This window comes from Bacillus sp. NPDC057893 (assembly GCF_042796455.1).
Taxonomy (GTDB): domain Bacteria; phylum Bacillota; class Bacilli; order Bacillales; family Bacillaceae_G; genus Bacillus_A.
The window spans coordinates 705,440-729,887 of record NZ_JBHVNG010000001.1 but is presented as its reverse complement, the minus strand read 5'-3'; the positions used below and the strand labels follow the sequence as shown (position 1 = coordinate 729,887).

The following is a 24,448-nucleotide window of genomic DNA, read 5'->3' as shown; positions in this document are numbered from 1 at the left end:
AAAAATTAGGGAGATTACATTTATTATGAACGCTGTACTCATCGCAGTAGCAGTCATGCTACTGCTTAGTTTGTTACGTGTCCAAGTCATTGTCGCCATTATCGTTGGAGCTTTAACGGGCGGACTTATCGGCGGACTCGGTATTTCAGAAACAATTAGTACTTTTACAGCCGGTCTTGGGAACAGTGCTCCTATCGCATTAAGCTACGCAATGCTCGGTGGATTTGCTATTTCCCTTTCAAAAACAGGACTTCCTGATGCAATGATCCAATCAGCTTTAAAATGGATTGGTAACGAACAAGACACGAAAAAACAAGTCTATTCTAAAATACTTATATTATTTATCATTTTAACAATGGCTTGTTTCTCACAAAATATTATCCCTGTTCATATCGCCTTCATCCCAATCTTAATTCCAGCACTTTTAAAAGTATTAAATGAGCTGAGGGTGGATCGTAGGCTTGTAACATGTCTTATTACATTTGGATTAATTACCCCTTACATGTGGGTCCCAGCAGGATTCGGAAAAATTTATCATGACGTATTACAAACAAATGCTGCGCAAAGCGGTCTTACATTTGATGTCGCACTTATTCCAAAAGCGATGACTATTCCAGCAATCGGTATGATTATCGGATTATGTGTAGCAGTTTTCATTACATACCGAAAACCACGTACATATGAAGCAGAACAAATTCATGCTGCACAGAATGAAATCGTTCCCTATACGAAAAGAAGCATTACTTTTGGTTTATTATCAATACTCGCTACATTAACTGTGCAATTAGCAACAGAATCAATGATTTTCGGTGCTTTAGCAGGTATTATCGTCTTATCAGTTAGCGGTAGTCTCCCTCTTAAAGAAGCCGATGCTATTTTAACGAGCGGAATGCGTATGATGTCCTTTATCGGATTTGTTATGATTTCTGCCGCTGGATTTGGCGCTGTTCTTCGAAAAACTGGACATGTTGAATCTCTTGTGCAAACGAGTGCACATATAATCGGAAATAATAAACCGCTTGCTGCATTTCTTATGCTCGTTATTGGACTTCTCGTTACGATGGGAATTGGTTCTTCCTTTTCAACCATCCCTATCTTAACAACAATTTTCGTACCGTTATGCGTCCAGCTCGGATTTAGTCCAATGGCAACAATCGCAATTATCGGTACAGCTGGTGCACTTGGTGATGCAGGTTCTCCAGCATCTGATAGTACACTTGGACCAACGTCCGGTTTAAATGCTGATGGTCAGCACCATCATATATGGGATACATGTGTCCCAACATTTCTACACTATAATATACCGTTACTTATATTCGGCTTTATTGCCGCAATTACACTATAAAAGGTGCGTTTTAAAAACGCACCTTTTACTTTGTTGTTTCTCTCTCAATGCATCTAAATTCTGTTTCCACTTCTTCTTGTTCCACTTGTTTCTTCTTTATTTTTCCTATTAACTGCTGAAAAGCTATTTCCCCATTTTCTTCGATATAACTTCCAATCGTCGTTAATGATGGACTTATCCATTCACCCTCTACACTCCCGTTAAATCCAATGATTTGCAACTTACCTGGTATATGAATATTAAGAGTTTTCGCCGCCCTGATTAGCTCAATAGCGACCTTATCACTTGAAGCTACAACTCCATCTATGTATGGATGCTTTTGTAACAATTCAAGAAACTGTTGATTCGTATACCCTTGTACAATTTCCTCTCGATAAGAAAGTCCTTCTTTCCAAGCAGTATCTAAAAACCCTGCCACATGCTCTTCCATTTCTTCACTCTCTACTCCCTCACCGATATAAGCAAGAAACTGGCAGCCTTTCTCTTTTAATAAAGAAACAGCTTTCTGTCCACTTTCATAATAACTAGTCAGAGATTGTCGTTCTTCAAGCACAGCGAAAGGAAGTGAGATTTCTCCTATACTTCGAAAAACAGATTTCGTCATTATAACGCCTGCAATGTTATTTTGTTCCAACATATCTATGTATCTATTCTTATTTTCTATATTACAAACTATTACTTGATACCCTTCTTTATATGCTATTTCCTCAACAAAACGGAGCAAAGTGATGTATGATGGATTATGCAAATTATCTACAAGTAATGCAATCATCGTTGAAGGCTGTTTAAATAAAGGCTTTGCTGTAGCATTCGGTCTATAATTTAATTCTTCAATTGCTTTTTTTACTTGTTTCACCGTATCTTCATGGACATATCCTTTTTCGTTAATGACTCTTGAAACGGTTGCGACTGAAACACCGGCCAATTTTGCAACATCACGTATAGTTGCCACATCGTCACCCCTTAATATGGTAATAGATTACAATTTTAAACTAAACCAAAATATAACATTCGTCAAGGTTATTGTTTTATATTTCTGAAAATTGTTACACAACTTCCACTCTACTCATAAAGTGAAACTTTAATCAGTGGGCGTTTACGGGCAGTAAATAGCGGGATAAAATATACTCCAGCTGAATTTCATGTGAAATCGCGATATTATCATAACCAATAAACGGGATTTCTTTCTTTATTTTTCGTGCTTCCTTTACCGCATCAATATACAAGTTCGTCATCATGAAGTTACGTTTCTGATAAAAACGAAGTGCGTTCATATTATCATTCGTCGTGATGAGCCACACTTTTTTACATTCGTTCTCTTTTGCCACTTGCAACACACAATCCACCAGTTTTGTACCAATCCCCTTTCCTTCCTCAAAACTATTTAATGATACAATTTCACAGATGTTTTCTATCACTTTACACGTTATAATTCCCACTATTCTGTTATTTCTAAGTGCAACAAAACCGGGTAATTCTTCTAATTGATGTACTCTGCCTCGCGAGACCATCATTGAGCTTCCCCAGTTTTCACACATAAAATCCTGAATTGCTTCTTTCATTTCTAGTGTAATTTTTTGTATATGAACCATATACGATTTCTCCCCTTTTCACATCATTGTGATACAATGTTAGTGTATCATATGTAGAGGTATTTGGAGGATGAGGTAAAGTATGAAACGTTTTTTTACAGCATTGTTTACTATACTAGGTGCACTAACTGCGATTGGGATTTTCTTTACAAATAAAGTTATGTACTTGAAGAAAAAAACAGAGGAAGAAGTTTTAGAACGCGAAACGAAAAAGCATTTTCATTTAGACGATTTTAAGGCTATTCAAAAAGAAGAGGTTCACATCCCTTCTCAATTCGGATACGAACTTCACGGATATTACATGCCAGCTGGTCATTCCAATAAATTCATGATTTTTTGCCACGGTGTGACCGTAAATAAAATCAATTCCGTTAAATATGCAAACTTATTTTTAAATAGAGGATATAACGTATTTATTTATGATCATCGCCGTCATGGTAAAACCGGTGGTAAAACAACAAGTTATGGCTATTATGAAAAACATGATTTAAAGTCAGTAGTTGACTGGCTAAAAGATCGTTTCGGAACGAATATTACACTCGGAATTCATGGTGAATCTATGGGTGCTGCAACTCTTCTTCAATATGCAGGACTTGTTGAAGATGGTGCTGATTTTTATATTGCTGATTGTCCTTTCTCTGATTTTTATGGACAGTTACAGCATCGTTTGAAAGTTGAGTTTCATTTGCCAAAATGGCCTTTATTACCTTTAGCAAATGCCTTTTTAAAAGTTCGTGATGGCTATACAATTCGTGAAGTTTCACCAATTGATTGTATAAAAAACATTAACAATCCTGTTCTCTTTATTCATAGTAAAGATGATGACTATATTTTATCTGATATGACGAAATCACTTTATGAAGCGAAAGAAAATAATAAACAGCTTTATATTGCAGAACATGGTGCACACGCTTGCTCTTATAATGAAAATAAAGAAGAGTACGAAGATGCCATCGATCAATTTTTAAACACATATGTAAAAGAAACAAAAAACAGGCTTGCATAAGCCTGTTTTTTTACTGCGCTAAAACGTCTGTAACTTGTTCCATATTTTCAGAAATCCACTTTACTGCCTCGTCTAGCGTTGGGAATTCCGTCGTTTGAAAAGTCACCTCATCTTGAAGTAACCAAACATCTTTCGGTTCTTGTCCTACACCTGCGATTGACCAATGAAGTAAACTATATGGATGATTATCATTCAAAAATGATGCCCATGTGCGCTCATTTGCAATATTTTGTAGTGTTTGTAATTTTTTATCCATCTTTCGTCACCTTACTCTAGTCAGTTATAAAAACTATTATAACACTCTCTTCTCTCTCAAACAAAGTGCTCTTTTTATATTGTCAAGTACTCTCCCTAATTATATGATGAGAGTAAGCGTTTGGAAAGGAGGGATAACGTTGGCAAAAGTACAAATTAAAGTAAATGATAATGGCTCTTTTCGCGTTACAGGGGACGTGGAATTAGTTGACTCACAAGGGAATGCATTCCCAGCAAAACCGGCATTTTCTTTATGTCGTTGTGGTTTATCAAAAAATATGCCTTATTGCGATGCTTCGCATAAAGGAAAATTCGAGTCTGTTGTTAGAGCACCAGAGGCAGAATAAATATTTAAAGAGCATGCACATTTATTTGTGTATGTTTTTTCTTTTGACCAAAGCCTATACAGCCCTTCCCCTTTCAACATTTCTATTACTTTCGTCCCCATTCAAATCGGCATATATTTTCACACAATTCTTCACATTCGAACATTTTTCACTATGCTTTTTTCTTTTTTGTGCTATAATGTGAGCAAACAACATCCTTCGGGGTCGGGTGAAATTCCCAACCGGCGGTGATGAAGCGAAAGCTTCTAAGTCCGTGACCCGTTTTCAACGCGAAAACGGTGGATCTAGTGAAACTCTAGGGCCGACAGTATAGTCTGGATGGGAGAAGGATATGTTTTCTAGTAATTATATATAGCGAATACACTTTTATTTCAGTATGCATATTTTTAAAGGTTCATTTTGACTCTTTATATATGTTTTATTTTGTATACTTATGTTTCTATACTGAAATAAAAAGATACGACTAGCGTTTGAAAAACTCGATATTTTGCTAGGTTTTTTTCTTATACCAAAATATCAATCATCGTTAGGTTTCTTTCCTATACTTTCGTATTCGAACTATATTTCTAGAAATCACGTCTCCCAAACCCCAAGGATTCTATATCCTTGGGGTTTTTTGATTTTTTCAGGAGAGGTGAAGAGAATGACAGATCAAGAATATATGAGGATTGCCTTGCAGTTAGCACAAGGAACATCGGGACAAACAAGCCCAAATCCTATGGTTGGTGCTGTTGTTGTAAAAGATGGAAACATCATAGGAATGGGAGCTCACTTGCGTGCTGGTGAAGAACATGCTGAAGTTCATGCTCTTCACATGGCTGGTGAAAGAGCAAAAGACGCTACTGTTTATGTAACACTTGAACCATGTAGCCATTTTGGAAAAACACCACCTTGCTGTGAATTACTCATTGAAAAAGGAGTCCAGCGGGTTGTAATTGCTACCCTTGATTGCAATCCACTCGTTTTTGGAAATGGAAAAAGGAGATTAGAAGAAGCTGGAATCGAGGTAACTACTGGTGTTCTTGAGGCGGAAGCCACTTTATTAAATCGATACTTTTTTCACTATATGAAAACGAAACGTCCCTTTGTAACAATAAAAACAGCAATGAGCTTAGATGGAAAAACAGCAACTGTAACGGGTGAAAGCCAGTGGATTACAGGCGAAGAAGCACGCGCTGATGTTCACCAATATCGTCATATGCATGATGCTATCCTAGTCGGTGTGAATACAGTTCTAACTGATAATCCACACTTAACAACACGAATTCCAAACGGAGGTAAACATCCTATACGCGTTATTTTAGATACCCACTTACGAACGCCACCATCTTCTCATGTCATAACGGATGGCTTAGCTCCGACATGGATTATTGTCGGTAAGGATGTAAATAAAGAGAAAATAGCGTCTTATGAATCTAACAATATAGCTGTATTCCAAATGAAAACGAAGCAAATTGAAATACAAGATGTCCTACACCTACTCGGTGAGAAACAAATCCTTTCTCTGTTTGTTGAAGGTGGTCAAACGGTACATGCAAGCTTCTTAAAAACAAATAGTTTTAATGAAATTGTGACCTATATAAGCCCGAAATTAATTGGCGGAAAAGATGCACCTACTTTATTTGGTGGAACTGGTTTTTCAAAATTACAAGATACACTTTCCTTAACGATTCAAGAGATGAAACAAATTGGTAATGATATAAAAATTGTTGCAACCTTAAAAAGCGAGGTGACGGAATGTTTACAGGAATTGTAGAAGAGTTAGGAACGATATCAAGCATGACTCAAAACGGGGAAGCCATGAAGCTAACTATTAGCGCAAATCAAATTTTATCAGATGTTAAGTTAGGTGATAGTATCGCGGTTAACGGCATTTGCTTAACCGTAACTAGTTTTACGACTACTTCATTCACTGTCGATGTAATGCCTGAAACAATGAAAGCAACATCACTTCGTATGCTACAGACAAGCGCCAAAGTGAATTTAGAACGGGCGATGGCTGCAAACGGAAGATTCGGTGGACATTTCGTCACCGGACATATCGACGGCATCGGTACGATTTTAACTAAAAAACAACATTACAATGCCATCTATTACAAAATAGCAATTTCTGATGAATTACTACGCTATTGTTTGCATAAAGGATCCGTTGCTATTGATGGCACTAGTTTAACAATATTTGATATAGACGAATCTTCAATTACAATTTCACTCATCCCCCACACAGTAAGCGAGTCTATAATCGGCGAAAAAAAAGCCGGGGACATCGTAAACATTGAGTGTGACATGATTGGAAAATATATTGAACGCTTTATTTCAAAGCCCGCAAAAAGAACTGATTCAATGACCGCAAGCTTTTTACAAGAAAACGGATTTCTATAAGGGGGAAGCACAATGTTTCATCGTATTGAAGAAGCTCTAGAAGATTTAAAACAAGGAAAAGTCATTATCGTATGTGATGATGAAAACCGAGAAAATGAAGGCGATTTTATTGCTTTAGCAGAGTGCATTACACCAGAAACGATTAATTTTATGATTACACACGGTCGTGGTCTCGTTTGCGTACCGATTACGGAAGGGTACGCAGAGCGTCTACAGTTAGAACCAATGGTTTCTCATAATACGGATTCACATCATACTGCTTTTACAGTAAGCATCGATCACGTTTCTACAACAACAGGCATTAGTGCTCATGAGCGTGCTACAACAATACAGGAATTATTGAATCCCGCATCTAAAGGAACTGATTTTAACCGCCCTGGACATATCTTTCCATTAATTGCGAAAGAAGGTGGCGTCCTTCGCCGCGCAGGTCATACAGAAGCTGCTGTTGATTTAGCAAAACTTTGCGGAACTGAGCCAGCTGGCGTCATTTGCGAGATTATAAATGAAGATGGGACGATGGCACGTGTACCTGATTTAATACAGTGTGCAAAACAATTTGATATAAAAATGATTACAATTGAAGATTTAATTGCTTATCGCCGCCATCACGAAACACTTGTGACGAGAGAAGTGGAAATTACATTACCTACAGATTTCGGTACTTTTCATGCAATTGGCTATTCTAACTCATTAGATATGAAAGAACATATCGCACTCGTAAAAGGTGATATTTCAACAGGCGAACCTGTACTTGTACGTGTTCATTCAGAATGCTTAACAGGAGATGTATTTGGTTCGTGCCGCTGTGATTGCGGACCACAACTACATGCTGCACTTGCTCAAATTGAGCGTGAAGGAAAAGGTGTTCTTCTCTATATGAGACAAGAAGGACGAGGCATTGGCCTTCTGAATAAGCTTCGCGCTTATAAGTTACAAGAAGAAGGGTTAGATACTGTAGAAGCAAATGAAAAACTTGGGTTCCCAGCTGATCTTCGTGATTACGGTATTGGCGCTCAAATTTTAAAAGATTTAGGCTTACAAAGTTTACGATTATTAACGAATAATCCACGAAAGATTGCTGGCTTACAAGGTTACGATTTAGAAGTAACCGAGCGTGTACCGTTGCAAATGCCAACAAAAGAAGAAAATAAAACGTATTTACAAACGAAAGCAAGCAAATTAGGACATTTACTAAACTTATAATTAAGGGAGAGATACACTATGGTATTCGAAGGTCATTTAGTTGGTACAGGATTAAAAGTTGGGGTTGTTGTTGGACGTTTTAATGAGTTTATTACAAGTAAGTTACTTGGCGGAGCTTTAGATGGATTAAAGCGTCACGGTGTAGCAGAAAATGATATTGATGTTGCATGGGTTCCTGGCGCATTTGAAATTCCTTTAATCGCTAAAAAGATGGCAAATAGCGGAAAATATGATGCTGTTATTACATTAGGTACAGTAATTCGCGGTGCTACAACGCATTACGATTACGTTTGTAATGAAGTAGCAAAAGGTGTTGCGTCTTTATCACTACAAACGGACATTCCAGTTATTTTCGGTGTATTAACGACAGAAACAATTGAACAAGCGATTGAACGTGCAGGTACAAAAGCTGGTAACAAAGGATATGAATCAGCAGTTGCTGCGATCGAAATGGCTCATTTATCAAAACAATGGGCTTAAAAAAAGAGGTTAACATTATCAAGAATTAATTTATAAATAACGTTATAAAATCACTCCTCTAACATGTTATATATGTCTAATATGTTAGAGGAGTTTTTAATTAAATTAATCAAATAAAATTGATTTAATTTTATTTGATTAAACAAGAATAACCCCGTTCTAAATTTAGTACGGGGTTATTCTTGTTTAATTTTTGATCTAAGATACTTCACTACACTAAAAAATATAACAATAAAGTCATTTGAAAATCTAAGTTTTATTCAAAAAATAGCAGCCAATTTTAGCTAGGCAGCGGCCCAGCTAAATTCATCTATTTCTTCTTGAACGTTTATACATATTCATAGTAACCAACCAGCTAATGACGATGTTCCCGGCAAAAAGAAGTAGCATATTACTGTACAAATGAGTGGATGGATCAGCATTTATAAGTAGCCATTTTCGATTTAACAAACGTATCGATAATAATCCACCTACAATTGCAATACCCATTCCTTCTAATAGAAAGCTTGTAAAATTAAGCAAACTCATTCCAGCACCAGCTTCCTTTTGTTCCAAACTACTTGAAACAATGGTGGAGATAACAGTTTTCGTAAAAGAAAGCCCCCCAAAAACAAAAATTAATATAATTGTCATGAGCCATGGTGTTGTTTCTATAAAAAGGGCAGCTACTAAAAAGCTGATAGAAAGAAATGCAACTCCAGTTGTTAACACAAATAAAGAGCCTTTCTTATCAACAAGAACTCCACCAATATAACCGAAAACAATAACACTCATTGCACCAGGGAAAATAATCCCACTTCCAATTGCAGCAGTACTTAATTGATACACATCTTTCATCATATAAGGGACCATAGAAAGAAATCCTGCTACAGTTCCGAATATAAGTCCTCCACAAATGATTCCAATCATAAATGGGACATTTCTTCCTAGCGCAGGATCAACAAAAGGATTAGATACTTTCCTAATATGTTTAACAAATATCAGGAAACATATAATGCTAACGATTAGAAAGGAAATTCTATAGGATGTCGTAAACATCATAAAAAATACAATACCTACGGACATGAATATTATTCCTACAGTATCAAAAGAGCCTTTTATTAGGTCTTCCTGTTTCATTAATTTTGCAAGGAATGGAACAGTGATAATCGTCACAAGTGGTAAAAGCAGTAAATAAGACCAATGGATATATTCAGCAATCACTCCACCAATAAATGGCCCTACACCTTCTCCCATTGCTACAATTGACCCAATAAGTCCAAATGCTTTACCCCTATCTTCTTTTGGAATATAACGCGCCACAACAACCATCACAAGTGCTGGAAATGCAGCTGCACCCGCCCCCTGAATAAACCGAGCCAAGATAATTACAGGAAAGAACGAATGTCCAACAAATCCGATCACTGATCCGATGCAGTTCACTATAATCCCAAATAGGAGTAGCTTTTTGATGCCTAGCTGATCCGATAGCTTTCCATATATAGCTGTTCCTATGGAAAAAGTTAATATGAACGCTGTGTTTACCCAGTTTACACTTGCTGGTTCCTTATTAAAATCGCTAGCAATATCAGGTAATGAAACATTCAAAACCATTTCATTTAAAACGCTGAAAAAAGAAAGAACACAAAGCCATAATAAAACTTGATTATGGCGTAAATTTGACTGTGAATGAGATGTATTCACATTTAACCCTCCAATAAATAATGAGGGTAGACGTAGTTTATAGGGTCATTGATACGCTTTCCCTCTTCAAATGTACCCAATTATATTTATTGCACTTCATAAATAACTCCTCCTAAAATATGATTCGTATATTTTATCACATATAGCTTATGATACGAAACTATCTCATAATAGGGCATAATTATGGAATAGAATAACTCGCATTTTTTCAAACAACTTTTTTATTTTTTAAACGACTTTTTTTGTTACTTTACGAATAATACTAAAGAAAGACCGTGAATATTTTGAGCATTTGCTCTAGTATATTGACGGTCTTTCTTTATTTTTTTCCGGAAGTTTTAAGTGTGTATGATAAAATTACATTTTAATATTTCCTTTTTTTATTTTTCCACCTTTTTTCGTACATCTTCTATTAATTCATCCATCGTTTTTCCTTCTGTTTTTATACGAAGAGTTTGTGCTGTTCTCCACACATTTTCTCTCTTTTTCGCTTCTTCTATAATAGAAATTTCCTTCCTTACTTCTTTTAAATCTTTTCCTTCTGTTTCAAGTCCAAAATGTTCAGCTTTCGTTCGAAAATGCTGTTCAATTCTTTGTTGCATTTCTTTTTGTTCAGGATTTTCAGCCGCCTTAACTGGATCAGCACTTATCGCTTTTATTAAAATCAGACAAGTCATAATGGCTAATATGTATTTGTACATGTAAAATCCTCCAACCCGATATAACTTACATTTTTACTATGTACAATTAGAGCTTGGAAAATTCGTCCACAAAATTATTTTTCTCATCCAAAAGTGACTACTATCAAGCGTTAATGGACTTTTATTACATTTTATTTACAAAAAAAAGCAAACCCTTTAAAGAGTTTGCTTTTCATCTATCTTATAGCGCACATTCTTCAATCTCAAATCCTAAATCTTCAATCATACCCCAGTCCGCAGTCGGCTCTTGTCCAGCTGTTGTTAAATAGTCCCCGACAAAAATAGAGTTTGCTGCAAATAAACCAAGTGGCTGTACAGAACGTAAATTAAGTTCTCGACCGCCTGAAATACGAATTTCTTTTGTTGGATTTACAAAACGCATCATCGCCAGCACTTTTAAACATTCTACAGGTGTTAATTCTTTTTGTCCTTCCAGCGGAGTGCCCTTTACAGCAACAAGGAAATTACACGGAATAGAATCCGCATCTAAACGTTGTAATTCAAAGGCAATTTCAGCGCGCTGTTCAATCGTTTCTCCCATTCCGAAAATCGCTCCAGAACATGGAGAAATACCGGCTTGCTTCGCTTTTTGGACTGTATCAACACGATCGTCATACGTATGCGTTGAACAAATGCTATCATAATTGTTGGCATGCGTATTTAAATTGTGGTTATAACGATGCACACCAGCTTCTGCTAACTGACCTGCTTGATCTTCATTTAAAAATCCTAAACAACAGCAAATTTTCAAATCTGTCGTTTCACGAATTTCCTTAACTGCTCCAATAACGTGATTTACTTCTTTATCCGTCGGACGACGACCAGATGCAACAATACAATATGTCCCCGCTTTACGACGAATTGCTTCGTGCGCTCCTTCAACAATTTTCTCTTGTGTTAACCATGCATACTTATCAATCGGTGCTTCTGAAATAATAGACTGTGAACAATACCCGCAATCTTCAGGACATAATCCAGATTTCGTATTTATAATCATGTTCAACTTTACTTTCTTACCAAAATGATGATGGCGAATGATGTAAGCTGCATTCATAATTTCTAAAACCTCTGTATCATCAGCTTCTAATATTGCAATTGCATCTTCTTTCGCAATCATTTTCTCCTCTACTACGTCGTATGCAAGTTTTTTCCAATCCCTTTTTGTTTGTACTTGTTTCATTTCATTCCTTCCCCTCTTTTGTTATATACGTAAATAAAGCATGATATGTTGCTACTATCCCTTCTTTTTCCGTGAAGTCTCTTTCGTATATACGGAGCATCGTACGAAAGAGTGAAGGGCTTTGACAATAAGACTCTTCATTACTATTGGTCGCTCCTACTTTTCGAATAGAGTGTAGAAACTCCCTAACTTCTGCAAATCTTTCTATGTAACATGTTTCAGAAACATGCACATCCCCTGTTTCTATCCTACATATATCGAGTAACTGATCTTTCGAATAAAAACGTTGACCAATCGATGTTTCATTTCGTATATTTTTCTCTTCTTTTGCCCGCTGGAATGAAGCATGCAATTCTTGAAATGTTTCATGTCCAAACGTTGAAAAGAGTAGTACGCCATCTATAGACAATTGATGAAATAAATTTCTTATCACTTGTTTTACATTATTCAGCCATTGAAATGTGGCATTTGAAATAATGACATCATACGATTCTTCTAGTCGTAATCGTTCAATATCCTCACAGTGAAACGTTACATTTTTCACATTATGTCTAGTTTTCGCAACTGCGATCATACTTTCAGCAAAATCAACAGCTGTAATATGCGCTTTCGGAAATAAATTTGATAATTGCTCTGTTACATATCCTGTCCCGCACCCAAGTTCTAAAATACGTATTGATGCTGTTGTACTATATCGCCGATTCAATATAGAAAGTAACGAATGTGCCATTTTCTTTTGTACACTTGCATATTGATCGTAAGATACGGCTGCCCCATTAAACCGTTTTTGCAGTAACGTTTTGTTGATCATGTCGTATCCCCTCTACAAATTGAATTATCTCATTTGCGCAATATTCAAAATTCACAACACATAATGCATGCCCAGCTTCGCTTACTACTTTCAGCGTGACGTTCCTATTTTCCGTCATACTACGCGCTGCAGACAACGGGCATATTACATCCTGCTCTCCATGAATAAGTAGTATAGGGACCTTAATTTCTTTAAGTTCCTCTCTCATATCTGTTTCTATTAAATAATCCAAACCTAATTGTAAAGACTGAATAGAATCACCTTTAAAACGTTTTACAATGTCTTCAAAACTTTTATTCTCTTTCAGCTCATCTTTGGTAAACATATTTGCATAGAACCGCTTCAACGTATCTTCTTTCTTTCTCGCCAAATTCTTTTTCAACCGTTCTACATGCAAAGAATTCCATCCACTTGTATAGTCACTCGTATTTGTAAATTTAGCAGTACCACCAATTAGTACGATACCTTTCGCCTTAATATTTTTATAAGCTTGAATTGCGGCTAAAGCTCCCAGTGACCATCCCACTAAAATTACATTTTCATCATGCGCTACACCTATTATTCGTCCCTCAAACTCACTTTGTTCTTTCACGTTACGCCACTCTACACATTGAACAGAATATCCTTTAAAATATGGCAAAACTAAAGTCCAAGCATCTTCTTCCATTCCCCATCCAGGAATAAAAATGATCTTCAGCTCTTTCATACTAAAAACCCCTCTTCTTTACCAATGCGAATAATATGCTGCGTTGCCCACTTTAAATCAGCTCTCATATGTTGTGACGTAACTGCAAAGCGAATTCGGGAACTACCAACAGGAACAGTTGGTGGACGAATTGCAATTGCTGCAATACCTACCTCTTGTAATTCTCTACTAAAGCGCATAGCATTTTCATTGGAACCGACTATAATTGGAACTATATGCGTTGAACTATTCCCAATATCAAAACCGGCTTCTCGTAAACGACTTCTGAAGTATGCCCCGTTTTCTAAGAGACTCTCTCTTCTTTCGTTATCTTCTTTCACTATTTCAATTGCCTTCTTTATCGCTCCTAATGTTCCTGGTGGTAAAGCTGTAGTAAAAATAAAGCCCCTCATCATATTTTGTAAATACTCTATACAAGTCGAATTACCTGTTAAGTAAGCACCATAACATCCTAGCGCTTTACTAAACGTCCCCATATGTATATCAATGTTATTGGCAATGTCTTTTTCAATATGAGATAATCCGGCACCATCTTTCCCAAATATTCCACTCGCATGCGCTTCATCAACCATAAGAAGTGCCCCATATTTTTCTTTCAGTTGCACTAAATCTTGTAAATTTGCGGTATCTCCATCCATACTAAAAACAGTATCTGTTACGATTAATTTTCTCTTTTCAGATGATGCCATTTTCAATAGCTTCTCTAAATGATCCAAATCATTATGACGATATCTTTTATGTTCTGCTCCGCTTAATATGATTCCATCAACGATACTTGCATGATTTAATTTGTCACTAAAAATAATATCGTGGCGACCAACTAACGAAGAAATCGCCCCAATATTCGCGGTATATCCACTATTTACAATTAAGGCTTTTTCAGTGCCTTTCCAATCGCATATACTTCTCTCAACCTCTTCATACAGTGGATAATTTCCTACAACGAGACGAGATGCTGTCGCTCCAGTTCCATATTTTCTTGTGCAGGCAATAGCAGCTTCTTTCAGCCTTTCATCTCCAGCTAATCCTAAATAATTATTCGATGCTAGATTTAGCATCCTTTTCTTATTTCGAATAAGCCATGTCTCTTCAGATCGCTCTGTTACATGTAAATTACGATACTGCCCTTGCTCCTTTAATTGTTCTACTTTAGATTGAAGATGCGCGCGCCACGTTTGATTCATTTTGGATGAGCTCCTCTAATTTTGAAATCATAATATGCTCTTTTGCCGATTCTAATAATTCTTCCTTTGTAAACTCTCCTTCAAGGAATGGTAATAATCCTAAAACCGGCACTCCACTTAACTCCTCAATCATTATTTTATTTTCTTGCACTCTTTCTTTTTCACATTTTTTACAACCAGATAAAATTACACCTGCTACTGTTAAACCATGTGCCTTCGCATAAGAAATTGTTAAAACAGTATGATTAACTGTCCCAAGTGTAGGACGCGCTACTACAATAAGAGGGAGCTTTAACTCTTTTGCGAAATCAATTACTAAAGCGCCTTCTGCATATGGGACGGCAAGCCCACCAGCACCTTCTACAAATAGGCTATTAAACTCTTTTAGTAGTTCATTATAGTGATCAGTAATTTCTTTTAACGTTACTGTCCTTCCAGCTCTTTTCATAGCAAGTCTCGGAGCAAGTGGTTCTTCAATTGAATAAGGGCAAATTTCATCCTCTTTTGTCGGTACACCCGAGAACGCTTTTAATCTTGCTGCATCTCCTTCTGGATTTGAAGCAACATGACCACTTTGCAACGGTTTATATACACCAACATTATGTCCACGCTCTCGAAATATACCTGCCAATGCTCCTGTCACTACCGTTTTGCCAACTTCTGTATCCGTTGCTGTTATAAAGAAACCACTCATTACTCTCCCTCCGTAACATCCGAGATTGCTTTATATAAAATGCGTAACATCTCATCAATTTCAGCCATTGTAGACGCAAGAGGAGGCATAAATACAATGGTGTTACCAAGCGGACGTAAAATCATGCCAAGCTCTCTTGAGCGTTTACATACTTGAATACCGACTCTTTCTGTCCATTCAAACGATTCTTTCGTTTCCTTATTTTTCACAAGTTCAATACCAACCATTAGCCCACACTGACGAATATCTCCTACGTGCTTATATTCATTAAGGGCTTCTAATTGTGTTGCTACATATTCTGTTTTATGCGCAACATCTTCTATTAAATTAGTTTTTTCATATAGTTCTAAATTTGCAATTGCTACGGCACACCCTAACGGATTCCCTGTATAACTATGACCATGGAAAAATGTTTTTTGTTCTTCATAGTCTCCTAAAAAGGCATTATAAATTTCATCTGTCGTTACCGTAATTGCCACCGGTAAATAACCACCTGTTAAGCCTTTTCCCGCAGTTAAAATGTCTGGCGTCACATCCTCGTGTTCACATGCAAACATTTTCCCAGTACGCCCAAATCCAGTCGCTACCTCATCTGTAATAAATAATACATTATATTTTGTACATAAATCGCGAAGCCCTTTTAAGTATCCTTTTGGCATTGTAATCATCCCGCCAGCACCTTGCATTAATGGCTCCACAATGATAGCTGCTACTTCTTCATGTTTTTCTTTCAGCAATTCTTCCATTTCTTCTAAATGTTTCTTTACAATTTGTTCCTTATTATCTCCATAAGGAGAACGATATGTATATGGATACGGCATTTTAATTGCCTCAAATAAGAGTGAACTATACACTTGGTGAAACAAGTCTATTGCTCCTACTGAAACAGCACCAATCGTATCACCGTGATATGCTTCTTTTAATGTAACGAATCTTTGTTTTCTCGGTTTCCCTTTATGTTGCCAATATTGGAAAGCCATCTTAATTGCAATTTCAACAGCGGTAGAACCAGAGTCGGAATAAAATACTTTTTTCAAGCCTTCTGGTACAACATCAATTATTTTTTCTGCTAATAAAATAGATGGAACATTAGCAAGTCCTAACATAGTAGAATGGGCAATTTTATTTAATTGCTCACGAATTGCCTCATCTAGTTCTGGTACTTGATGCCCATGAACATTTAACCAAATAGACGAAACACCATCCCAATATTCATTTCCATTTACATCGTATAGCTTTCTTCCCTCTCCACGTTCAATAATGACAGGATCTTCTTCTAAATAATCTTTCATTTGTGTAAATGGGTGCCATACGTAATCTTTATTCTTCTTCGATAATTCTTCATATGTATAAGACGATTTTTTACTCGTGTTACTATTAACAGTCACAATTGTCACCTCTAATGTTAACTTGTTTATAAATATAGTTAACATTAAAATTAAATGACTGTCAATTATTTTTAAATCAAATAGTTCTTAAAAAAGAACAACTTATCATACGATAAGTTGTTCTACTTTCCATGTTGTATCTTTCCAATTTCTAAAATAATCTCTTCATCTTTTTTTCCTTCTGTATCAATTCCAAGTTGCTTAGCATGCTCAATTAATAAATCATGACGCTGCTCAAACCTAGCGATATCTACTTCTTTCGTAATTTCTTCTTTTGTTTTCCCTTCAGTAGAAACTCCTAGTTTTTCAGCTGATTTTTCCATTGATTTCTTCTCTTCAGTTTCTTTCACTTTCTTCACTTCTGACTGCTGTATTTGCTTTTGTTTCGACTGCTCTGATTCAGCTGCAAAAGCTGTGTAAATTCCAGCACTTCCGCCAACGACTAGTAAGGTGGTAAAAAGAATTATTTTTTTCTTCACTCTTTCCTCCCCTTTCAAATTCATTATAACGCACATTTTTACAGTATTAAAAACATTTATCCTTTATTTCCCTAAAAAAATATCGAATGTTTTTATTGACATGTATGATGAATATATGATAAAAATTTAACTAACATCATATGAATCGGCGTTGATAGGATTTAGTAGTATTTCGTTTTCTGATTTCAGAGAGCTGGTGGTCGGTGCGAACCAGTACAGAGCGATTTATGAATTACCCCCTGGAGCTTCTTTTACGAAACGTGAGGAGTAGTGAAAGACGGTTTAGACCGTTATGTCTAAAGAGTGGTGAAACGACACTGTTTCACAATTTAGGGTGGTACCGCGAATTTTTCGTCCCTGCATATATTGCAGGGGCGTTTTTATTTTATTAGCGCATATCATATGGCCCTTTATTTTGTGATACATTCCTTTCACAAGCTAGGGTGGTACCGCGAGTTCTTCGTCCCTGCATAATTATATGCAGGGACGTTTTTTTATCCAATCATTTCCGTATCATATTGAGATATTGACAATTACCGGTAATTTGTCTTGAAATTCTAAATTTTAGAAGGAAATAAACAATATTGGCGAATTTCATATAAAAAAGAGCTATTTTAGATTATTTAGGAGGGAAAAACAATGGTTTCAAAAATTGAATCTGTTCTTTTAACAATTTTTATCTTTTTCTGTATTGGTTTTAGTGTTATCAAATTAGAAGTTTCACCACACATCCCAATTTTATTTGGTATCGTTCTTTTACTGGCATTTGGATTTATAAAAAAAATTGATTGGTCTACTATGGAAAAAGGGATGATAAGCAGTATCTCAGCTGGTATTCCATCTATATTTATTTTCTTACTTGTAGGCGTATTAATTAGTGTTTGGATCGCAGCTGGAACAATTCCAACTTTAATGGTATACGGCTTCCAACTTGTATCTCCTAAAATTTTCGTTCCAACTGTTTTTGTTGTTTGTGCAATTGTTGGAACGAGTATCGGTAGTGCGTTTACAACTGCTGCAACTGTAGGACTTGCCTTTATGGGCATGGGTAGTGCTCTCGGATACGATCCAGCTCTTATCGCTGGCGCAATTATTTCTGGTGCATTTTTTGGGGATAAAATGTCTCCTTTATCTGATACAACAAACTTAGCTCCCGCTGTAACGGGTGTAGATTTATTTGAACATATTCGTAACATGCTTTGGACAACAGTTCCAGCTTTCATTATTGCTTTTATTGCATTTTTCATTTTAGGAAGTGGTACTAGAGGAGATGTTGATTTCACATCCTTTATTAGCACATTAGAAAAAAATGCAACGATTTCTATCGTTACACTTATTCCAATTTTATTACTGTTCCTATTCGCATTTAAAAAAGCACCCGCAGTTCCAACATTACTTGCTGGAATCGTAGTAGGAATTATCATTCTCTTTATTTTTAAACCTGGCACTTCTTTAGCTGATTTAATGAAAATTATGCAAGACGGTTACGTTTCTAAAACTGGTATAAAAGATATTGATAGCTTATTATCTCGTGGTGGTTTACAAAGTATGATGATGTCAATTGCTCTTATTTTCCTTGCTCTTTGTATGGGTGGTTTACTACAAGGAATGGGCATTATCACGCAGCTGATGAATATCATCTCTAGCTTCGTAAAAAATAGTACACGCTTAATTATTTCTACTGCTTCAACTGCAATTGGTGTAAACTTCTTACTTGGCGAACAATACTTATCAATCGTTTTAACAGGACAAGCATTCGCTAACAAATACGATGAAGTCGGTTTAGAACGTCGTAATTTATCACGCGTATTAGAAGATGCAGGTACCGTTATTAATCCACTCGTACCATGGGGTGTAAGCGGCGTATTCTTAACAAACGTCCTTAGCGTTCCAACAATCGATTATGTTCCATACGCAATCTTCTGCTTAGCTTGTCCAGTCTTAACAATTATTGTTGGTTTCACTGGATTTGGTCTTTCATGGAAGAAAGAAAAAGCAGTACCAGCTTCATAATATATACGTAAAAAAAGGATTACCGATTACGGTAATCCTTTTTTTACAATACTTTACTATCTATTTGCTTTCTTTCTTCTAAATAACATAAGTAATCCCGCTCCAACAAACGCAAGACCCGCTCCAATTGTAGAAGCAACACTTGCACCTGTTTTCGGTAAATCACGCTCATCTTTTTCAGCTTCTTTATTTTCACTTACAGTTGTCGTTGTTTCTTTTGTATTTTGATCATCTGTTGTAGTTTGTCCAGATCCTGCATTGTTTCCACTATTACCTTCATTTGTTGGTGGTGTCGTTGGATTTCCTCCATTATTCCCTTCACCTGTTGGTGGTGTCGTTGGATTTCCTCCATTATTCCCTTCACCTGTTGGTGGTGTTGTTGGATTTCCTCCATTATTACCTTCACCTGTTGGTGGTGTTGTTGGTTTTTCTCCACCATCGTTCTTCTTCGTTATATCAATTGCATATTTAGCAAATTCATTTTCAGATGGTCCAACATATGATATTTTCCCATCTTTCTTTATATACTTTTGTGCATTTGGTGAAGAATCAAATGTTGTATTTAATGTATCTGCAACAATCGGCTTAAATGTCCAGTTTTGATCGGCTGCTGGATTAATAACTGGTGTTTCTTGCATATACTTCACAATGATTTGACGTGTTTCATCTTGTGATTGGTATACAACTTCCCCTTTACTTACACCTGGGAACGTTTGGCTACTTCCACGATAGTTATTTGTAGCGACGATGAACTCTTGATTGTCAGCTACTGGCTTACCTTCATAGGTCATATTTATAATACGATTCGTATTTGCATTTACAACTTTTCCATCTTTATCGTATTTCGCTGGTTGTGTCACATCTATTTCGTATTTTAAACCATCTAAAATATCAAAGTTATATGTAGGATAGCCTATATTTACTAATGGCTGTTCCTTCGTTTCCTTTGGATCAATTTGATTAAACTGACCTGCAGACATTTCAAGCCATTCTTTCACTTGTGCCCCATTTACTTTTACAGCATATAACGTATTTGGATATACATATAAATCTGCAACGTTTTTAATTGCTAACGTTCCAGCTGGAATATCCGTATAATATGTAGCACCGTTTCGGCCACCTGCTTTAAATGGTGCCCCTGCAGATAAAACTGGAATTCCTTTATATTTACTATATTGTCCATTTTCAGCAAACAACTTTTCGACATACCATTTTTGGGCATTTGTCACAAGTTGCACAGAAGGATCATCTTGTACTAATGAGAAATAACTATTAATTGGCGCTGTCGTTTTTCCTACAGCTGTATTCACATAATCAATTGTCGCTTGATGATCGTCTTTAATTTCATCAACCAATTTTTGATCAGATTGTACGAATGGGTTCCCTTTACTATCAGCAATCGGACGAAGTTGCGGCTTCGATTGCTCTTTTTGCACTTCCCATTTTCCGTTTACCTTTTTCAATTGCATATCAATAATACCTAAGTTACTTCCAAAGACACCAGGCATTACAACTGGAACACCATTAAATACATCTTTCACTTCAGTATGTGAATGTCCCATTAATACTGCATCTACACCAAAAACTTCTGTTAAATAAAACGATGCGTTTTCCATGCCAACGTTGTATCCACTCTTATCAACACCTGAATGAGCTAATGCAACGATAACATCCGCACCTTTCTCCTTCATTTCTGGAACTAATTTTTTCGCTGTTTGCACAATATCTTTCGCTTTTACTTTACCTTCTAAATTTGCTTTATCCCAGTTCATAACTTGCGGTGGAACAAATCCCATTACACCAATTTTCACTTTTTGTTTTTGGCCAGATTCATCCTCTACTTCTTTTTCAAAAATATGATATGGTTCAAAGTAATGCTTGTCATTCTCTTCCATACCATCATGATCATCTTTATAGACATTCGAGTTAATAACCGGGAATTCTGTTTTACTAATTACTTTGTTTAAATAATCTAAACCGTAATTAAATTCATGATTCCCAAGAGAGATGACGTCATACTTCATTAAGTTCATTACACGATATAATGGATGGGTATAACTAGGATCCACAGGCTTCTTCGGATCATTTATTTTATTCGCTACATAATCCCCAAGCGGTGTCCCTTGTAATGCATCTCCATCATCAAATAGGACAGAGTTCTTCGCTTCTTCACGTGCTTTATTAACAAGTGTTGCAGTTTGCACGAGACCTACTTTATTATCTGTTTTCGTTTGATAATAATCGTAATTCATTAAGTTAACGTGAATATCTGATGTTTCTAGAATTCGTAAGTTAACTGTACTCTCCCCAGTATTCTCATCCGCATGAGCTGTTGTTGGCAATACTTGCGGCGCTATTACACCTATAGCAAGAGTTGCTCCAGCTAGCATTTTTTTTGACTTTTTCACAAAAAATCCCCCTTATACAATTACCAGAAATAATGAAATGAATCCCTATCTGCCTCTAACCACATACCTTTTTTCTTCTATTAGAGACACGATTTTCATTTCATCCTGCGCTAACGAGTAGTCCCCTTAAACGCCCGATTGATGAAAACTAACAATTAACGGGAAATAAAGCTCCCACTAAGCAGAATTTCACCTTATCTGACATTATCATATATAAAGTTCTTTCATATCGTCAATATTTTTTGACAAACTTCAACAAATTTTCTGTAAAGTTATTATAAACTTTTCATAAACATATAATATGCCCTTACATTGCTAATACTGCTGAATATGATACAATTACCAATTACAAGGAGGATGAATTTATGAAAAAAGTCATCTTAACAATTGTTTGTCTCCTCCTTCTAATCATTTCTTGTTCTAATTTTGAAAAGAACGATGAGATAGAACAAAAAGAAACTGAAGGAAAAGCAGAAAAAACATCTGCTCCGAGTTGGATTTATAAGCAAACGAATGACTCTTTTTATCACCTCGTATTAGGTGATTCACTTGCAAAAGGATATGGATCTACACAAGGGGGATTTGCCGAATTAGCTTCTAGACAAATAGAAACACAAATTCATAAACCAATTACAGTAGAAAACCTTGGGATAAACGGTCTTACTACAGATCGTCTCGCAAAAAAAGTTCAATCAGAAGATGTTCAACAAAAAATTAGGGCAGCAAATATCATTACTATTAGTATTGGAGGAAATAATTTATTCCGCTTAAATCGTGATGTAGGTGTTATAGATGGTATTAAAATGTTAAATAAAGAAAAAGCCCGTTTTGAAACGGATGTAAAAAATATTGTAAAGACCGTTCGAGATCAAAATCCGAATGCTTTACTCATTCTCTCTGAACTCTATAACCCTTTACAACTAGAGGACTCCATCGCAAGTTATGCAGATATGTTTTTAGACGGTTGGAATGATTCTATTTATTCTATTTCAAAAGCACATCAACCGTCGATCGTTTTACCAATTCGCAAATTAATATCGAATGATAAAAAAGAGTTACTATTTGACCAAGTACACCCAAATGATAACGGTTATGCGATTATTGCCAATACATTTACAAAGCAAGTGTTATCCTACAAATATTAAGGCTTCCATGAAACAATTCTATTTTTATACCTTGTCTTTTTTGTTACAATGATAGTGGAAGGGGGCCGTTATATGGAATCACGCGAGTGGGAACGTATTGTTGATCATCTTCTTTCGCTAGTGCCTCTTTTTTATCGCAAATTTATGCTTCCTGGAGAGTTTTCTTCTCAAAGACATATGCCGCCATCACATACGCAAGTGTTACTGCTTTTGCATGAAAATGGTACATTAGCAGTTTCAGAAATTGGCAAGCGGCTAGCGATTTCACGGCCTAACATGACCCCTCTATTAAACAAACTTATTCAAGAAGAACTAATAGAGCGTCATTATAGCGAAAAAGATCGACGGGTCATTTTAATTTCCCTAACAACTGAAGGGAAATTGCTAGTAAATCAGTATCAGCAATTCATTTTAGACAAACTAAAAGAAAATTTTCAAACATTATCTGAGGAAGAGCGTGAAAAGCTCATTCATTCTCTTAAAACCATTCAAAATTTAATTTTGAAAACAAACGCATAAAGCTGCTTCTAAATAGAAGCAGCTTTATGATTCGTAATAATTACCATAGTATACATTTGAATATGGCCATGTCATTAAATACGGCTTTTGTTCTTGAACAGGTTGCTGCTGAGGCTGTTGTATTTGCTGTATTTGTTGCTGTGGATACACTCCGAATTGCTGCCTCATATCATTTACAGCATAATAATTTGTATACGGATATACTTGAGGTACGTAATAATAATACATTCATTCTCTCCCCCTTTTTCTTAAACATATTCAAAGGAGAAAATGAATGTGACATTCTTTATATTTGTACAAGTGGTTCTCTCACTTGTTTCTTTCTTTTCTTCAAACGTAACTTACGATTCTTTTCATATAAATAATGCACTACGAAATATGAAATTACCCCAAACACAATTCCTATTATCGTCATACCAATTAATACATATACTTCACTCTGTAATAAGCTCTTTAACATCGTAAAAATATGGCTCGAAAACAAATCTGATATCGTAAATGGTTCATGATGTATTTTCTGTACATGAAATGGATAAATCATTTTCCCTAATGCATAAGCAAACGGAAATAAAAATACTGGGAGAAACGATATTTTCCCAATAATATTACCAATGACTGCGGCTGGAAAAGATCCCTTTGCTAACCTGACAATTGGATAAAATATTAAATATACGAGCGATGCCGTATAAATCACCAACATTTCTAAACCAAATCCAATAGCAAAACCTAACGACACTTTCTTTGCTCCTTCTGGCGATCGAAGCAACTTAAAATATTGAAACTTTAATATTCTCCACATTCGCTGAAAAAACGAATATGTTTTCTTAGTTGTTTTCAAATTCATCATCTCTTTAACTATATTTTTTTATCTAGTATGTCCTTACATGATATGAAAAATAAAATTAGTTTTCTCTTTTTATTATA

26 protein-coding genes, 1 riboswitch and 1 other annotated feature are annotated in these 24,448 nt (G+C 35.9%); of the genes, 10 read left to right on the top strand and 16 right to left on the bottom strand.

All coding sequences use genetic code 11. The features are described 5' to 3' along the window. Positions 1 to 25: 25 nt before the first annotated feature. Positions 26 to 1,345, top strand: coding sequence for a Na+/H+ antiporter family protein (locus ACFVQC_RS04050; RefSeq protein ID WP_377897461.1), 1,320 nt, complete (start codon positions 26 to 28; stop codon positions 1,343 to 1,345). Between the two features lie 25 nt (positions 1,346 to 1,370). Here the strand turns inward: ACFVQC_RS04050 and ACFVQC_RS04045 are convergent, their stop codons facing one another. Continuing rightward, positions 1,371 to 2,297 (bottom strand): LacI family DNA-binding transcriptional regulator, encoded by a 927-nt coding sequence (locus tag ACFVQC_RS04045; RefSeq protein ID WP_377897460.1) that lies wholly within the window; start codon positions 2,295 to 2,297, stop codon positions 1,371 to 1,373. Positions 2,298 to 2,430: 133 nt separating this feature from the next. Continuing rightward, positions 2,431 to 2,937 (bottom strand): GNAT family N-acetyltransferase, encoded by a 507-nt coding sequence (locus ACFVQC_RS04040; RefSeq protein ID WP_377897459.1) that lies wholly within the window; start codon positions 2,935 to 2,937, stop codon positions 2,431 to 2,433. An 82-nt stretch (positions 2,938 to 3,019) separates the two neighbouring features. On the opposite strand from ACFVQC_RS04040, the gene ACFVQC_RS04035 reads away from it, so the two are divergent. Further along, positions 3,020 to 3,943 (top strand): alpha/beta hydrolase, encoded by a 924-nt coding sequence (locus ACFVQC_RS04035; RefSeq protein ID WP_002111658.1) that lies wholly within the window; start codon positions 3,020 to 3,022, stop codon positions 3,941 to 3,943. 10 nt (positions 3,944 to 3,953) lie between these two features. On the opposite strand, the gene ACFVQC_RS04030 is transcribed toward ACFVQC_RS04035, so the two are convergent. Then, positions 3,954 to 4,199, bottom strand: a complete 246-nt coding sequence (locus ACFVQC_RS04030; RefSeq protein ID WP_002111659.1) for a DUF2552 family protein — start codon at positions 4,197 to 4,199, stop codon at positions 3,954 to 3,956. 139 nt (positions 4,200 to 4,338) lie between these two features. Between ACFVQC_RS04030 and ACFVQC_RS04025 the strand changes: the two genes are divergently transcribed. The 5 genes from ACFVQC_RS04025 to ribH all read left to right on the top strand — a co-directional run bounded on the left by ACFVQC_RS04025 (position 4,339) and on the right by ribH (position 8,613). Beyond that, the gene (locus ACFVQC_RS04025; protein WP_001151579.1) at positions 4,339 to 4,545 is read left to right on the top strand and encodes a CDGSH iron-sulfur domain-containing protein; all 207 of its coding nucleotides are present in this window, start codon (positions 4,339 to 4,341) and stop codon (positions 4,543 to 4,545) included. A 190-nt stretch (positions 4,546 to 4,735) separates the two neighbouring features. Continuing rightward, positions 4,736 to 4,879: riboswitch (FMN riboswitch) on the top strand. A gap of 309 nt (positions 4,880 to 5,188) precedes the next feature. Next, positions 5,189 to 6,301: a bifunctional diaminohydroxyphosphoribosylaminopyrimidine deaminase/5-amino-6-(5-phosphoribosylamino)uracil reductase RibD gene (gene ribD, locus ACFVQC_RS04020; protein WP_377897456.1), complete on the top strand. Its 1,113-nt coding sequence runs from the start codon at positions 5,189 to 5,191 to the stop codon at positions 6,299 to 6,301. Continuing rightward, the gene (ribE, locus tag ACFVQC_RS04015) at positions 6,283 to 6,927 is read left to right on the top strand and encodes a riboflavin synthase (RefSeq protein WP_377890341.1); all 645 of its coding nucleotides are present in this window, start codon (positions 6,283 to 6,285) and stop codon (positions 6,925 to 6,927) included. The genes ribD and ribE overlap by 19 nt, the downstream gene beginning before the upstream one ends. 12 nt (positions 6,928 to 6,939) lie before the next feature. Beyond that, positions 6,940 to 8,133, top strand: coding sequence for a bifunctional 3,4-dihydroxy-2-butanone 4-phosphate synthase/GTP cyclohydrolase II (gene ribBA / locus ACFVQC_RS04010; protein ID WP_377897455.1), 1,194 nt, complete (start codon positions 6,940 to 6,942; stop codon positions 8,131 to 8,133). Between the two features lie 18 nt (positions 8,134 to 8,151). After that, entirely contained in the window at positions 8,152 to 8,613 is a 462-nt protein-coding gene (gene ribH / locus ACFVQC_RS04005; RefSeq protein ID WP_327902052.1) for a 6,7-dimethyl-8-ribityllumazine synthase, read from the top strand. Between the two features lie 306 nt (positions 8,614 to 8,919). Here the strand turns inward: ribH and tet are convergent, their stop codons facing one another. From tet to ACFVQC_RS03955, 10 genes are all read right to left on the bottom strand, one after another. Further along, complete coding sequence (gene tet, locus ACFVQC_RS04000; RefSeq protein WP_377897454.1) at positions 8,920 to 10,296, bottom strand: Tet(L)/Tet(K)/Tet(45) family tetracycline efflux MFS transporter; 1,377 nt, start codon at positions 10,294 to 10,296, stop codon at positions 8,920 to 8,922. 37 nt (positions 10,297 to 10,333) lie between these two features. Then, positions 10,334 to 10,396, bottom strand: coding sequence for a tetracycline resistance efflux system leader peptide (locus ACFVQC_RS03995; protein ID WP_106081929.1), 63 nt, complete (start codon positions 10,394 to 10,396; stop codon positions 10,334 to 10,336). A 280-nt stretch (positions 10,397 to 10,676) separates the two neighbouring features. Further along, positions 10,677 to 10,997: a hypothetical protein gene (locus ACFVQC_RS03990; protein ID WP_377890348.1), complete on the bottom strand. Its 321-nt coding sequence runs from the start codon at positions 10,995 to 10,997 to the stop codon at positions 10,677 to 10,679. Between the two features lie 181 nt (positions 10,998 to 11,178). Further along, positions 11,179 to 12,177, bottom strand: a complete 999-nt coding sequence (gene bioB / locus ACFVQC_RS03985) for a biotin synthase (RefSeq protein ID WP_002145880.1) — start codon at positions 12,175 to 12,177, stop codon at positions 11,179 to 11,181. 1 nt (position 12,178) lies between these two features. Next, the gene (gene bioC / locus ACFVQC_RS03980) at positions 12,179 to 12,988 is read right to left on the bottom strand and encodes a malonyl-ACP O-methyltransferase BioC (protein ID WP_377897453.1); all 810 of its coding nucleotides are present in this window, start codon (positions 12,986 to 12,988) and stop codon (positions 12,179 to 12,181) included. Further along, positions 12,954 to 13,694: an alpha/beta fold hydrolase gene (locus ACFVQC_RS03975; RefSeq protein ID WP_377897450.1), complete on the bottom strand. Its 741-nt coding sequence runs from the start codon at positions 13,692 to 13,694 to the stop codon at positions 12,954 to 12,956. The genes bioC and ACFVQC_RS03975 overlap by 35 nt, the downstream gene beginning before the upstream one ends. Then, positions 13,691 to 14,878, bottom strand: coding sequence for an 8-amino-7-oxononanoate synthase (bioF, locus tag ACFVQC_RS03970; protein WP_377890355.1), 1,188 nt, complete (start codon positions 14,876 to 14,878; stop codon positions 13,691 to 13,693). The genes ACFVQC_RS03975 and bioF overlap by 4 nt, the downstream gene beginning before the upstream one ends. Continuing rightward, on the bottom strand, positions 14,844 to 15,572 hold the full coding sequence (bioD, locus tag ACFVQC_RS03965) for a dethiobiotin synthase (protein ID WP_377890357.1): 729 nt from the start codon (positions 15,570 to 15,572) through the stop codon (positions 14,844 to 14,846). Before bioD ends, bioF begins: the two co-directional genes overlap by 35 nt. Continuing rightward, on the bottom strand, positions 15,572 to 17,005 hold the full coding sequence (bioA, locus tag ACFVQC_RS03960; RefSeq protein WP_377897447.1) for an adenosylmethionine--8-amino-7-oxononanoate transaminase: 1,434 nt from the start codon (positions 17,003 to 17,005) through the stop codon (positions 15,572 to 15,574). Before bioA ends, bioD begins: the two co-directional genes overlap by 1 nt. A gap of 77 nt (positions 17,006 to 17,082) precedes the next feature. After that, positions 17,083 to 17,439 carry a hypothetical protein gene (locus tag ACFVQC_RS03955; protein WP_377890361.1) on the bottom strand — a complete coding sequence of 119 codons (357 nt, stop codon included), beginning with the start codon at positions 17,437 to 17,439 and terminating at the stop codon, positions 17,083 to 17,085. 142 nt (positions 17,440 to 17,581) lie between these two features. After that, positions 17,582 to 17,801, top strand: a binding site (T-box leader). A 277-nt stretch (positions 17,802 to 18,078) separates the two neighbouring features. Between ACFVQC_RS03955 and nhaC the strand changes: the two genes are divergently transcribed. After that, positions 18,079 to 19,452: a Na+/H+ antiporter NhaC gene (gene nhaC, locus ACFVQC_RS03950; RefSeq protein ID WP_377890364.1), complete on the top strand. Its 1,374-nt coding sequence runs from the start codon at positions 18,079 to 18,081 to the stop codon at positions 19,450 to 19,452. Between the two features lie 56 nt (positions 19,453 to 19,508). Here nhaC and cpdB read toward each other — a convergent pair whose 3' ends face one another. After that, entirely contained in the window at positions 19,509 to 21,860 is a 2,352-nt protein-coding gene (cpdB, locus tag ACFVQC_RS03945; RefSeq protein ID WP_377897445.1) for a bifunctional 2',3'-cyclic-nucleotide 2'-phosphodiesterase/3'-nucleotidase, read from the bottom strand. Positions 21,861 to 22,225: 365 nt separating this feature from the next. Here cpdB and ACFVQC_RS03940 point away from each other — a divergent pair, with 365 nt between their 5' ends. Both ACFVQC_RS03940 and ACFVQC_RS03935 read left to right on the top strand, forming a co-directional pair. After that, entirely contained in the window at positions 22,226 to 23,005 is a 780-nt protein-coding gene (locus tag ACFVQC_RS03940) for a GDSL-type esterase/lipase family protein (protein ID WP_377890368.1), read from the top strand. Positions 23,006 to 23,077: 72 nt separating this feature from the next. Further along, the gene (locus ACFVQC_RS03935) at positions 23,078 to 23,524 is read left to right on the top strand and encodes a MarR family winged helix-turn-helix transcriptional regulator (protein ID WP_002111682.1); all 447 of its coding nucleotides are present in this window, start codon (positions 23,078 to 23,080) and stop codon (positions 23,522 to 23,524) included. Between the two features lie 24 nt (positions 23,525 to 23,548). Here the strand turns inward: ACFVQC_RS03935 and ACFVQC_RS03930 are convergent, their stop codons facing one another. Together ACFVQC_RS03930 and ACFVQC_RS03925 are read right to left on the bottom strand one after the other, a co-directional pair. Beyond that, the gene (locus tag ACFVQC_RS03930; protein WP_002111683.1) at positions 23,549 to 23,752 is read right to left on the bottom strand and encodes a hypothetical protein; all 204 of its coding nucleotides are present in this window, start codon (positions 23,750 to 23,752) and stop codon (positions 23,549 to 23,551) included. Positions 23,753 to 23,810: 58 nt separating this feature from the next. Continuing rightward, complete coding sequence (locus ACFVQC_RS03925) at positions 23,811 to 24,362, bottom strand: DUF2062 domain-containing protein (protein ID WP_002088510.1); 552 nt, start codon at positions 24,360 to 24,362, stop codon at positions 23,811 to 23,813. Positions 24,363 to 24,448: the final 86 nt, after the last annotated feature.

Coding starts and splice junctions, on each gene's coding strand:
- ribH (WP_327902052.1), top strand. CDS start 8,152: ATGGTATTCGAAGGTCATTTAGTTGGTACAGGATTAAAAGTTGGGGTT.
- ribD (WP_377897456.1), top strand. CDS start 5,189: ATGACAGATCAAGAATATATGAGGATTGCCTTGCAGTTAGCACAAGGA.
- nhaC (WP_377890364.1), top strand. CDS start 18,079: ATGGTTTCAAAAATTGAATCTGTTCTTTTAACAATTTTTATCTTTTTC.
- ribBA (WP_377897455.1), top strand. CDS start 6,940: ATGTTTCATCGTATTGAAGAAGCTCTAGAAGATTTAAAACAAGGAAAA.
- ACFVQC_RS03930 (WP_002111683.1), bottom strand. CDS start 23,752: ATGTATTATTATTACGTACCTCAAGTATATCCGTATACAAATTATTAT.
- bioF (WP_377890355.1), bottom strand. CDS start 14,878: ATGAATCAAACGTGGCGCGCGCATCTTCAATCTAAAGTAGAACAATTA.
- ACFVQC_RS03935 (WP_002111682.1), top strand. CDS start 23,078: ATGGAATCACGCGAGTGGGAACGTATTGTTGATCATCTTCTTTCGCTA.
- bioB (WP_002145880.1), bottom strand. CDS start 12,177: ATGAAACAAGTACAAACAAAAAGGGATTGGAAAAAACTTGCATACGAC.
- bioC (WP_377897453.1), bottom strand. CDS start 12,988: ATGATCAACAAAACGTTACTGCAAAAACGGTTTAATGGGGCAGCCGTA.
- ACFVQC_RS04035 (WP_002111658.1), top strand. CDS start 3,020: ATGAAACGTTTTTTTACAGCATTGTTTACTATACTAGGTGCACTAACT.
- ACFVQC_RS03940 (WP_377890368.1), top strand. CDS start 22,226: ATGAAAAAAGTCATCTTAACAATTGTTTGTCTCCTCCTTCTAATCATT.
- ACFVQC_RS04040 (WP_377897459.1), bottom strand. CDS start 2,937: ATGGTTCATATACAAAAAATTACACTAGAAATGAAAGAAGCAATTCAG.
- ACFVQC_RS04030 (WP_002111659.1), bottom strand. CDS start 4,199: ATGGATAAAAAATTACAAACACTACAAAATATTGCAAATGAGCGCACA.
- bioD (WP_377890357.1), bottom strand. CDS start 15,572: ATGAGTGGTTTCTTTATAACAGCAACGGATACAGAAGTTGGCAAAACG.
- bioA (WP_377897447.1), bottom strand. CDS start 17,005: ATGTTAACTATATTTATAAACAAGTTAACATTAGAGGTGACAATTGTG.
- ACFVQC_RS03990 (WP_377890348.1), bottom strand. CDS start 10,997: ATGTACAAATACATATTAGCCATTATGACTTGTCTGATTTTAATAAAA.
- ribE (WP_377890341.1), top strand. CDS start 6,283: ATGTTTACAGGAATTGTAGAAGAGTTAGGAACGATATCAAGCATGACT.
- ACFVQC_RS03975 (WP_377897450.1), bottom strand. CDS start 13,694: ATGAAAGAGCTGAAGATCATTTTTATTCCTGGATGGGGAATGGAAGAA.
- ACFVQC_RS04050 (WP_377897461.1), top strand. CDS start 26: ATGAACGCTGTACTCATCGCAGTAGCAGTCATGCTACTGCTTAGTTTG.